Here is an 11,647-nt window from a genome sequence, read left to right as displayed (position 1 = left end):
GATTGGCTGAGGAATTTGATGATTATTCGACCGAATAAGCGAAGATTTTTTCAAAAAGGTTTGAGGGCTATGGCTGTGATCCAAACAGCTTTCTAATTCCCCTATTTTTTCAATAGTAAAATCAATCAATCTGGGAGGGCGAGGTGTACCTCGCCCTCCCTCCCCTCGTAAGTGATTATCATTATCAAAAACAGGGAGTTCAACAGCTCATTCTCAACAAGCCTGTCAATAAGCTGACATCTTGGCGTAGGTTAATGGGGTAGAAAGATTGACTTATCAAGCTTCCAGCTTGTTTGTCACCCCTTCAGCTTATCAAGCTTCCAGCTTGTTTGTCACCCCTTCAGCTGTGGTTGTTTACCTGAGAGTTTCGACTGAGGAGCAAGGTAAATCCGGATTAGGCTTAGAGGCACAACTAGCCTCCTGTCAGAGGTTAATCGAGTCAGATAGTCTATCAAGCCTGGGAGTATTTCAAGAGATCGTCAGCGGCTTGATCGACCCCAACGAGCGAACCGAGTTTGTGAAGGCGGTAACACTAGCTCAAGACAACGGTGCCTCGTTGCTCATTGCTAAACTTGATCGATTAAGTCGCCAGGTGTTTTACATCAGCCGCTACCTAAATGACCCGTCTCATCCAAGGCTGATCATTGCCGATCGCCCTAATGCCAGCGAATTTGAAATCAACATTATTGCCTCCCTAGCACAAGAAGAGAGACGGCTGATCTCAGAGCGTACTAAGGCAGCACTAGCTGAAAGAAAAAAACAGGGTGTGCAGCTCGGCAAGGTAGGCAGAGAGACAAGGGCTAGTAAAGCTAGAGAGTTAACTCAAGAAGCGATCGCCATAGCACGCGAATTGAAAGCACAAGGAATCAGCCTCAGTAAGATTGCTGAGACTTTGAATTCTCAAGGATTACTAACTAGTCGAGGTACAAACTGGAGTAAGCAAGCTTTGAGTAAACGGCTGACATGATTAAGCAAATTGGCTGAGGACATAATCTCGTGAATGTCTGTTAACTTTGAGCAAGCATAAACACTATTTGCCTCACCTGACTTAATCTAAGCTCGCCCTGTCGAACTTAGCATATTCACAATCATCAGGAATGGAACAATCCGAAAGTGCTGCTTTAGTTCGTGAAGTTCGGCAGCGCTTGAGACTAAGTCAAGAGAAGTTTGCTCATCAATTAGGAGTAACTTGTCTAACACTTGAGCGCTGGAAAAACGGACACAGTCGAATTTGTTGACGCTCTTGTAGTACATTCGTCAACAGTATCTTCCCTAGCTTTACGCCTATAACAAGCAAGAGACTTATGCATCTTCAATAAACGATTTAATTGCCTCTATAGAGATTGGACCGCTGGATGCTCAAAAATGATATTGAGAGCTTAAGGGTGTGGTTTCGCCGACTAAGTGAAATTTTACTTAGTCGGCGAAACTACATTGATCGAAGCAAGCAATGAAATTAGATGCTGTCACAGTTGAGGTACTATCCACAATTGCAACCGGAAGGGCAAGGTACCGGGAGATAAGGATATCCGTAAAATCACCTAACTTCGTCTACAAAACAGTCCTTGTTTTAAGCATATTCCACATCCCCTCACTGGTGTTATCGAGCTACCCTTCAAGTAGGTTCCGAAACACTGCTGAAAAACGCTGCTACATGAATACAAATAGGACTGCGAGAATTGCCAGCATTATTGAGAAGCGTCGTCCTCTGGCGCAGAAAATCGAACAAGCAGAGGCAAATCTCAAGTCTCTTGTCTTAGCACTGCGTAATCTTGAGGATAACCGCAATCAATTACTGACACGGGTTGATGACCTGAATGTCATTAGACAGTTGAAGGAAATCAATTTTTCTTCCATTCAGGTTATTGAGGAAGAGTCAAAGAAGCTTAACTCTATGGGGAAACGCCTCTCACGTCCTACTCTCAATATTGGTGTGGTGGGACTAATGGGGCAAGGAAAGAGTACTTTGCTAAAAAGCTTGAGTGGACTGACCGATAATGAAATTCCAGCTTATGAAGGGGGAGCTTGTACAGCCGTTCGTAGCACGATTGAAAATAAAGATGGGGCGACTAGAGCTGAGGTCACACTACATTCAGAGAAGTCGTTTTTAGAAGAGGTAATTTGGCTCTACTATGACAAACTAGGCTTTAGTGACAAGCCAATTAGCCTAGATGATTTTGCTAATAATCCATTTCCTGAGCAGCCGCCTAGTGGTGCTACTGACGAAGAAACCTATAAGCGCCTACGCGAGGATTATCATTACAATCTAGAAAAGTATCGAGATTTGCTCACTAATGGGACACCCAAGGCGCTCCATATTCGGAATGAGGAAATCCCAGGCTATGTTATTCAAAAACGCGATAAAGAGCGGCATCTTACTACTTTCAAACATTTGGCAGTACGAGAGGTTAAGATATTTTGTCCTTTCAAAAACTCCGATGTAGGAAAGATTGCGCTAGTTGATGTACCAGGCTTAGGTGATACAAAGCTAGGTGATGAAGAGTTAATGCTACAAACTCTAGGACAGGAAGTAGATGTAATTCTCTTCATCCGCCGACCCGATCCGCAGCGCTATCAATGGCAGACAGTAGATACACAACTTTATGACACGGCTGCCAAAGCGTTAAATAACCTTGCAGCTAGGTCTTTTATGGTTCTCAATCATAGCGTTAGAACTGATAACCTCAAAGCCTGTGAAGCCCTTCAGAGCAGTATTGACACTATTAAGGTTATTCGATGCGAGGTTGCTGATTGTTCTAATTCTGACGATGCCAACAGAGTTTTTGATTTAGTTCTTGACTATCTGGCTAACCATATCGAGTCTCTAGATAAGGACTATGCAAAATCATGTCAGGAGAGTTTGAGCGATATTCAGGTAAAAGTTAAGACTGAGTTAGACAAGGCACGAAATAGCTTGGGCAAAGAAGCTCAGCAAAGTCGGGAGGCTCAACTTTTTGTCCCTTTGTTCAAGCAACTTTGGAAAAATCTCAGGAACGGTCTTCAGGAACTGCTTAAGGAACTCAGAAAGCAACGTGAAGAGGTAGATACTGACTTCAAGGCAAAGGTAGACGAAGCTCTCCAAAGCTGTCGAAAGGATACAGGAATTCCATCAATCGAAGAGATTGAAATTAGAGCTAACAATGAAGATGGATACCCGAATGCTTATTATCAGTATTTACCAGAGGTTCGTGCCCACCTTTCGCGTCATTTTCTGTCTCTGGATGAGGGGTTAAAACTTTCACTAGAGCGGGTGAAATCTCGCGTAACCGAGGTATTTGTTAATCAGGGAGCTTTGGGAGGATTGACGGAGGAGCGAGGAGCTAACTTCATTAGAGAGATGGCAAAGATACTTCCCGATCAACTGATACCAGGAGAACCAAGTAAGCTGAAATTTGGATTTCAACTGCTTGCTGAGTTTGAGCTTTCTTACCGTGGATTTGTTCAGCATCGAATTCGGCAGCATTTGGATGGTCTTACTCCCAATGAACCAGCAACGATTCAGCTATCTACGTCTCCTTCTGCTCAACAAGTCTTTCTCAATCTCAAAACATCCCATTCCAAAGCTGTTTATCACTGTGAGAATGCTCTAGAAACCTTACTTTGCGAACCCAGTCAAGCGGCTTTTGCGATTGTAGAAGAATTTCTTGATCGCATACTCCGTGCAGAAGATGTCGAGAGTGAGTGGCGAATCTTTCTGGATGATGTGCGTTCAGAAGTATGGCCTGATGAATTCCAACAGCTAAATGAACGAACTCGGATACGGCGAAAGTGGTTAGACGCAGTAGAACATGCAGTAGAAATCAACCAATCAAACTCAATGCAATTTCTGGACTAACAAAGTAAGAGGACTTCGATGCCACAAGAAATTAAAATTGCAATGCTTGGAGCGAGAGGCGTTGGCAAGACTAGTTTTTTAACTGCCATGTATGAGCAGTTTGAGAGTACAATTGGTCAAACCAATTTACAACTTACACCTGACCTGAAAAGTGCGGCAGTTCTGCAAGAGCGATTGGGAGAACTGAAAAGCCTAACCGATAATTTTGAAGCTACAGGAGGAATTCAGAGTACTGAAACTTCTCGGTCTTTTATTTTCGACCTGGGAAAGAAAGGGACTAAACCATCTTTGCGGCTACACTTTCAAGATTTTCCTGGTGAGTACCTCAATAGTGAAGCAACTGATCAAAATAGAGAGTTTGTTAAAAATTTGCTGACTGAATCTGTTGCAGTTCTCGTCGCTATTGATGCACCTGCATTAATGGAAGCCAATGGCAAGTGGCATGAAAACATTAATAGACCACAGCAGATTACTCACCTTTTCCAATCAGTCTATCAAGATTTGAAGTCACCTCGACTCGTTATCTTGGCTCCCATCAGGTGTGAGAAGTACTTGCAAGACGCAACGTCTGCCAGTGCTTTACTAAAGCGTGTAAAGGATAAATATGCTAACTTAATTAACCTTTTCAACTCAGAGGCTTTGCTGCCTTGGGTAGCCAGTGTAGTTACGCCGATTCAAACCGTAGGTACTGTGGTTTTCTCTTACATTGAAGTGGTCGATAATAAGCCGCACTTTTACTTCCATAAGACGAGCCACGATGCCGAATATAGCCCTCAAGATAGCGAACAGCCACTGCGATATCTTTTACGGTTTGCGTTGAAACTCCAGATTGAGAGGAGGAACTGGACTTGGGGACCGTATAGTCCTATCCGAGTCTGGTTGGGTTTGGACAGTTCCCTCAAGGAAGCAGCTAGTCAGTCTACAAATGGATGCAAATTGAATTGGGGGTTTACAGTCCTCCAGGGTGAAAAGTGGCTAAATGTGGGATAGAAATTAGCAATGGACTTTTACGTTCAAAGTTGTGGCGTTGCTCAAGAACACGGTTACTGTTGGCTCGATGAGAATCAAAAGATAGTAGAAGAACCTGACCTTATCAAAAAAGTCAAAAACTTGATCGAGAGCGAAGCACCTTCGGTTGTCCTGGCACGGGATAGCGATAAATTGCTATTGCTAGTAACTGGTCTAAAAGCAAGTCACCGAACAGATTATCGGGGGCGCACGATACGCAACTCAGTAGCCTGGGTCGATGAAGACACCAGCGAAAACGAACGTACCTTGCGAGCGCTCGCTGCCCGTGCGTTACGAGGTTCGTTGGGAGAAGGCATAGACTGTGCTGTGGATTCACGAAAAGAGACAGGGTTTGAGGTTTCATTTAAAAAGATTCAGGAATTAACGGCGACAGCTAAAGCTAAAAAACAGCAGCTCCCCTTGGAGAGGGAAAAGAAGCAAATAAAACCGACCTCAAAAGAGGATAAAAAAGAACTCGCTGAAGAGCTAGAGGAATACTGCCTACCGAAGCCGAAATCAGATAATCAGCAAGTTGTTCCACTGGTTGTTGTGACAGGAATTCAAGACAAGGAAACACTAGAGAACGCAGGAGTCTGGCGCGGAATGTCAAGCTTAGTAACGAAAGATAAGGAAGGAAAGCAGCAACCAACGCACGGGAACTCAGCCAAAAACATCTTCCAATGGCTTTTTGCTCGTGTAAATATTCCGATTCCAAGAATTGGAATTCCTGGGGTTGCAATTATGTTGATCACAGTCTTGTATTTTGCTTTTCAGATACTACCACTTCAATCTCGCGCCACTATTCCAAGCTGCTTTGCCATTACGGATGAGTCGCTTATCTTTTACGCGAGACAAAGTGAAGTTGTTCTAGGTGACGAGAGTGTAATAAAGGTATTTTATAATCCTCAGGAAATCAAAAGTTTACTTCTATTAGATAAAGATGAAAATCATTTCAATCCAACAGAAGATAAAACAAACAATGATGGCAAACGCGAATTAACTTATCGCCTAAGATTTGAGAGTACTGGAATGCACCTAGTACGACTCCAGGGAACTAATATTGCCATAAGTCAACCAATCTGTGAACAGCCTATCCACATCAATGTCCTACCGTGACTAAGGATGAATAAATAACGTTCTGGCTGAAACATAAGAAGCTTGAAATCTCACAACAAAAGAGTCTAGCTCACTCCCATCAATCAAGGAGCCGAACGCCGTGGCATCTCCATCCACAACCCTTACGTCAAGTTTCTTGTTTTCTCCAGGGTTTACTTACCTGATTGCTAATCTCCTCAATAACATTCCTATTCGTCTTCATCGTTGGAGTTCTTTTCCTTCTACTCCTGTTGATGCTTTTTACTACCCTAACTCCTCCTAGTTGTAAAAAACCTACACCTGTCAGAGGGGGGTGATTAGCTCGGCTATCTCGACGCTATCCGTGCTGATGTCAGGAGGCTCTAGTGGTTCTGCAATCGAAACGACATCACGATTGATATCTTCTAATTCAGCCGTCATCTCGATATCGGAGCGGCTATCAAAGAGTGCTTCTAGCAAGGAGGTTGGCTTCACGCCGCTTTCTGTGAAGAGTGCCAATTCCAGGATACAAGAGGAGCGCAACAGCTTATCTGCCTCAATGATGACTTCCAAGAGCATAACGCAACAGAAGCGATCACATTTCCGTATTTTTGCTGAGGACGTGACAAAAGCGAGCGTACCTTTCCGTAATTTTACTGAGGTATTTAATGATTGTGACGACGTTAATTTTCTTTAGAGGTTCCTGAATTTAATTAAATATTGCTTCTGGAGAGGTGCAATGTCCAAGGTAACGCAAGGCGGCTGGAAGGGGAATTTGTCATGTCTGGGAAGCGTGTTAGTAAGAGGCGGAACGCTTACTCTTGCAGGATGTTTGGCGATTTTTTCGGGTGAAGTCAGTTTAGCTCAAATACCTGCTCAATCCATTACACCAGCCGAGAATGGTACAGGTACGAGCGTTACTCAAGAGGGAAACCGCTTTGATATCTCTGGGGGAACACTATCTAGTGATAATAGCAACCTATTTCACAGTCTTGAGCATTTTGGGCTGGATTCGGGACAGATTGCCAATTTTCTCTCGAATCCTCAGATTCAGAATATTTTAGGACGAGTTGTCGGTGGTAATCCTTCAATTATTGATGGTTTGCTTCAGGTTACTGGCGGCAATTCCAACTTATTTTTGATGAATCCTGCCGGGATTGTTTTTGGTTCAAACGCGCAGCTAAATGTTCCTGCCTCGTTTACAGCAACTACGGCAACGGGTATTGGTTTTGGTAAAAGTGACTGGTTTAACGCCTTCGGTGAGAATACTTATGAAAATTTAGTGGGTACTCCCAGTAGCTTTGCCTTTAACCTGACTCAACCGGGAAGCATCATCAATACTGGTAATTTAGCCGTTTTGACAGGGCAGAATCTAACCTTGTTAGGTGGCACCGTCGTCAGCACTGGGCAACTTAATGCCCCAGAAGGACAAATTACTGTCGCGTCTGTTCCCGGTGAGAACTTATTGCGTCTCAGTCAGTCTGGGAATTTACTGAGTCTAGAGTTTCAACCGATTGCCAATGTAGGGACGCAAGGCTTTGCTCCCTTACCTCAGAATTTTTCAGTATCATCCCTTCCCCAACTGTTGACAGGTGGAGGTGAAGGCAGTGCTACAGGAATGACGGTGAGTAGTAGTGGTGAAGTGCTACTCACGGGTTCTGGCATTGGGGTAGAAAACGGAGATGTTGCCGTTAAGAATTTGACAGCACAGACAGCAACACTATCAGCAGTGCAGAATCTGACTTTAGTAGAGAGTCTGCTGAGTACAACAGGTGACTTAAATCTGCTGGCACAAGATACAGTGCGAGTGCGCGATAGTGTAGCGAATCCTTTTGTGGCAGCCGCCGGAGGGAATCTATACATTCAGGGCAATCAAATCATTGACATTCTGGCACTGAACCATCTTTCTCAGACACCATTTGTCAGTGGAGAAAACCTAAGTCTTATTAGTAATGGCAATATCTCTGGGGATGCTCACTTTACAAGTGGTGGCAATATTTCTATTCTTAACCTAGATGGAAGTGGAGGAAATCTACTTAGTCTTTATGACCCCATCTACATAGCTGGTGGCGATTATATTCATCCTGGTGGCGGCAGTTATACAGGTGCCTCACTAAAAGTAGAAGCTGGAGGAACTATTGCTTTCGATGGAGATATTAATATCGATAAGCCAGATGAAGCTTTTGCTAATGCTCCATTTGGTAGTGATGAATTTCTTCTGGGTAATTTTCGCTCCTTAATTCTGCGTGCAGGAGGAAATATTCAGGTAGGAAATATCGATGCGTTTCCTGATTTGCCCAGCAGAGTTGGTAACACTGGCTCTGTAATTTTGGAGGCTGTAGGCGACATTCAAACAGGGAAAATTAAGGCAGACAACGGTAATGGTAATGCTGGTTCCATATCTATGACGGCTGGGGGCAATATCGTAACAGGAGCAATTAGTGCTATAGCCACAGGTGATAGTAGTAATGGTGGAAACATTTTTTTTGACGCTGGTGGCACTATCACTGTAAGAGGAAACACAGCTTCTTTCTCAAAATTCAACAACAGTGGCGATATTACTTTTCTTGCAACAGATAACATCGTTATTGACTGTACTTCTACTACCGTTTGTCTAGAGAGTTTTGGTGATAGTACATTGGTTGCAGGCAATAGCGGCGACATTACCTTCGTCAGTGAACAAGGTTCTATTGAGTTCAGTGCGAATAGTGGAGGTGTTGTAAATATAAATGCTTACAATCCTGGCATTGGTAGTGCTGGAGCTGTGACGTTGCAAGCTTTTGGTAACATTATTATAGGTATTATCTTCACAGGTGCTGAAACCACTGCTGGAAATATTAATCTCACAAGTAGCAGTGGTTTTATTAATACTAGCGCTGGAGTACTAAGCTCATCCTCTCAAAATGGTAATGGTGGTGCGATTACTCTTGATGCTCCCCTTGGCATAACTACAAGTGAGATTGACTCCAGTGGAAAGCAGAATGGTGGAGATATTAGAATCACCAGTAGCGACGGTTTCATTAATACTAGTGCAGGAGTTATCAACGCGGCAGGTGGAGTGGGAGGTGGAAATATTACCCTCTCTGCTCTTCAAGACATTACTACAGCTAAAATTACTACCTTCTTGACTGGTGCGAGTGGAAATAGTGGAAACATCAGTGTTACCAGTAATAGCGGTAACATTGATACCAGTCAAGGTGCATTGATAACAGCATCGGCTCTTGGTACTGGCGGTGGTATAACTTTGGAAGCGGCTGATAGCATTACCTCTGCTGAGATTAATGCTTTTTCTTTCTCTAGTACAGGTGGCAAGATTGATCTCACTGCCCAGAACAGTATTACTACGAGTGGAAATATTGAAACGAATGACAACAGCCTTACCTTTAATGGTGCAGTAAATCTGGCAGAAAATGTTTTCTTCAAGATTTCTGGCACTTCTGGCGCAGGTAATATTACCTTTAACGGCACGGTTGATGGTTCTCAAAATCTGCAACTCGAAACTGAGACTGGCACTATTTTGTTCAATGGTGTTGTCGGTGGATTGATACCTCTAAATAACTTGAAAGTTCTTAAAGGTAACATCAGCACTGAAAATCCTGTAGACATCACAACAACGAATAACATTACAACGGGTAACATTACCGCATCAAGAGGAATTTCACTCACCAGTACTAGCAGAAACATTTTTACGGGTATTCTTGATACCTCTTTTACTGAAGCTGCTGGCGATATTAACCTGAATGCTTCTGGTAATATTAGCGTTGACTTTATCAATGCTCAAAGTCTTAGTGTTGGTACGGGCGGAAATGTTGATATTACGAGTGGCAATTTCTTTCAATCTACTGGTTCTTTCCTTGACCAAAATGGCAGAGATGCAAGTATTTCTACGGTGGGAACAGTAGATGGTGGCTCAATCATTATTACTCACGGCGGTAACGGTGAGACTCCGTTTATTGTGGGGGATGCGGCAACCAATGGAACTGAAGGCGCAATTACTAGGGGAAATACTGCACTAGAAAATACGATTTCGCCAACTCAAGAGTATCTCTTTACCCATAAACAAGATGCAGATAGAGTTCAAATTATCTCTGTTCCTGGAACATCACCTCTACTACCTGATCCAAATCCAATACAAGACTCACCAAGCCCCAATCCAAGCCCTGATGTAGACCCACTTCAGGCGCTTGCTTTTCTAATTGGAGATGTTTTAGGGGCTGAAACTCAGATTAATGAAAATTCTGAAACTGGGGATTACAACTTTGCTTGGAATATTCCTGATGGCAGAATTTTATCTCTCAATGTTCCTGTATCTGGATTGCCAGTTAATCAAGCAGAAGATCTTGTTTCTTCGCTTGATAAGTTTTTTGAGGAACAATATGAAGAGTATTTTGGCGGGAATATTACTGATGAAATTGTCACAGCGGAAAGCATTCGCGCTACCCTAAAAACGATTGAAAGTAAAACGGGAAAAAGTTCTGTCGTTGTTTATGTACGCCCACTTCCTGATGAAGACCAGTTACAACTTATATTAGTTCTTCCCGAAGGCACACCTATCTCTAAAACTGTTCCTAATGCTGCGGTTTTCCAAGAAACTTTAGAAGAGTTTAGCAGTGAGGTTGCTAAGACGGCTAGCTCTCGTGATGATTACTTAGAGCCAGCTAAAAAGTTATATGAGTCGTTAATTGCACCGATTGAACCTTATTTAGAAGCGTTAGGAATTGATACGCTGATTTTTTGCATGGATGCTGGATTACGCCAGATACCTTTGGCAGCTTTATATGATGATGATGGCAAGCAATTTCTAGTAGAAAAGTATAGTATCGGCTCAATTCCTAGTGTTAGCCTCACGAATCGAAGTTATGAAGCTGTAAAAAATACCCAAATTTTAGGGATGGGTGCCTCAGAATTTAAACAACTAGAACCTTTACGAGCTGTACCCGTCGAATTGCAGGTTATTACTCAGCAGTTGTGGTCAGGAGAATATTATCTTAATGAAGAATTTACTCTAAGTAATCTCAAAGCACAAAGTCAGCGAAAGCCGTTTGAAATTATCCACTTAGCGACTCATGCTGATTTTCCCGCAGACTTGGAAGCTATGAATACCTCTTACATTCAACTGTGGGACACTCAACTAAAAATTGATCAACTGCGAGAGATGGGTTGGAATAAGCTACCTCAAGTAGAACTGTTGGTTTTGAGTGCCTGTCGCACGGCGATAGGAAACATACAAGCAGAGTTGGGTTTTGGTGGGTTGGCAGTGCAAGCTGATGTCAAGTCAGCTTTAGCAAGTCTTTGGTACACCGATGACCGAGGCACATTGGCGCTGATGAGTAAGTTTTATGAGCAACTCAGTCAACCTGATGTCACTATCAAAGCTGAGGCACTGCGGCAAGCCCAAATTGCCATGATCCGAAAACAACTGCATGTGGAACGAGGACAAATCAAAGGACTTGACAAAATTGGTGAGATAGCTTTACCCCCTAACTTAACCACACAGGGAAATCAAAATTTTTCCCATCCCTATTACTGGGCAAGCTTCACGATGATTGGTAGCCCTTGGTAGGATAAACGCAAGATCCCAGACTTCTTTGAGAAGTCTGGGATTTAAATTAGTTTTGGTTCTTCAGTACTTAGTATGCTAAATATATAGCGAAACAAGAAAAGAAGAGATAAATTTAGTGTATCTAAGAGTGAGCAAACCCTGACTGACATTGACAGATGAGGCGCATT

Annotated in this window: 6 protein-coding genes; 5 read left to right on the top strand and 1 reads right to left on the bottom strand. The window is 43.0% G+C overall.

What is annotated here, in order from left to right; translation table 11 throughout:
- Positions 1-268 precede the first annotated feature (268 nt).
- The 4 genes from H6F98_RS00035 to H6F98_RS00015 all read left to right on the top strand — a co-directional run bounded on the left by H6F98_RS00035 (position 269) and on the right by H6F98_RS00015 (position 5,959).
- Positions 269-967, top strand: a complete 699-nt coding sequence (locus tag H6F98_RS00035) for a recombinase family protein (protein ID WP_192216629.1) — start codon at positions 269-271, stop codon at positions 965-967.
- 687 nt (positions 968-1,654) lie between these two features.
- A complete protein-coding gene (locus H6F98_RS00025) occupies positions 1,655-3,835 on the top strand; it encodes a dynamin family protein (protein ID WP_192216627.1) in 2,181 nt (726 codons plus the stop codon).
- Between the two features lie 18 nt (positions 3,836-3,853).
- The gene (locus H6F98_RS00020) at positions 3,854-4,825 is read left to right on the top strand and encodes a TRAFAC clade GTPase domain-containing protein (protein ID WP_192216626.1); all 972 of its coding nucleotides are present in this window, start codon (positions 3,854-3,856) and stop codon (positions 4,823-4,825) included.
- Between the two features lie 9 nt (positions 4,826-4,834).
- Complete coding sequence (locus tag H6F98_RS00015; protein WP_192216625.1) at positions 4,835-5,959, top strand: hypothetical protein; 1,125 nt, start codon at positions 4,835-4,837, stop codon at positions 5,957-5,959.
- 282 nt (positions 5,960-6,241) lie between these two features.
- On the opposite strand, the gene H6F98_RS00010 is transcribed toward H6F98_RS00015, so the two are convergent.
- Complete coding sequence (locus tag H6F98_RS00010) at positions 6,242-6,496, bottom strand: hypothetical protein (RefSeq protein ID WP_206759626.1); 255 nt, start codon at positions 6,494-6,496, stop codon at positions 6,242-6,244.
- Between the two features lie 160 nt (positions 6,497-6,656).
- On the opposite strand from H6F98_RS00010, the gene H6F98_RS00005 reads away from it, so the two are divergent.
- Positions 6,657-11,480 carry a CHAT domain-containing protein gene (locus H6F98_RS00005; protein WP_192216623.1) on the top strand — a complete coding sequence of 1,608 codons (4,824 nt, stop codon included), beginning with the start codon at positions 6,657-6,659 and terminating at the stop codon, positions 11,478-11,480.
- Positions 11,481-11,647: the final 167 nt, after the last annotated feature.

Origin of the sequence: Microcoleus sp. FACHB-SPT15 (genome assembly GCF_014849525.1) — a bacterium.
In the GTDB taxonomy this organism is placed as follows: domain Bacteria; phylum Cyanobacteriota; class Cyanobacteriia; order Cyanobacteriales; family Coleofasciculaceae; genus Symplocastrum; species Symplocastrum torsivum.
Note: the sequence above shows the minus strand (reverse complement) of the source record. Positions and strands in the feature narration are given on the sequence as shown.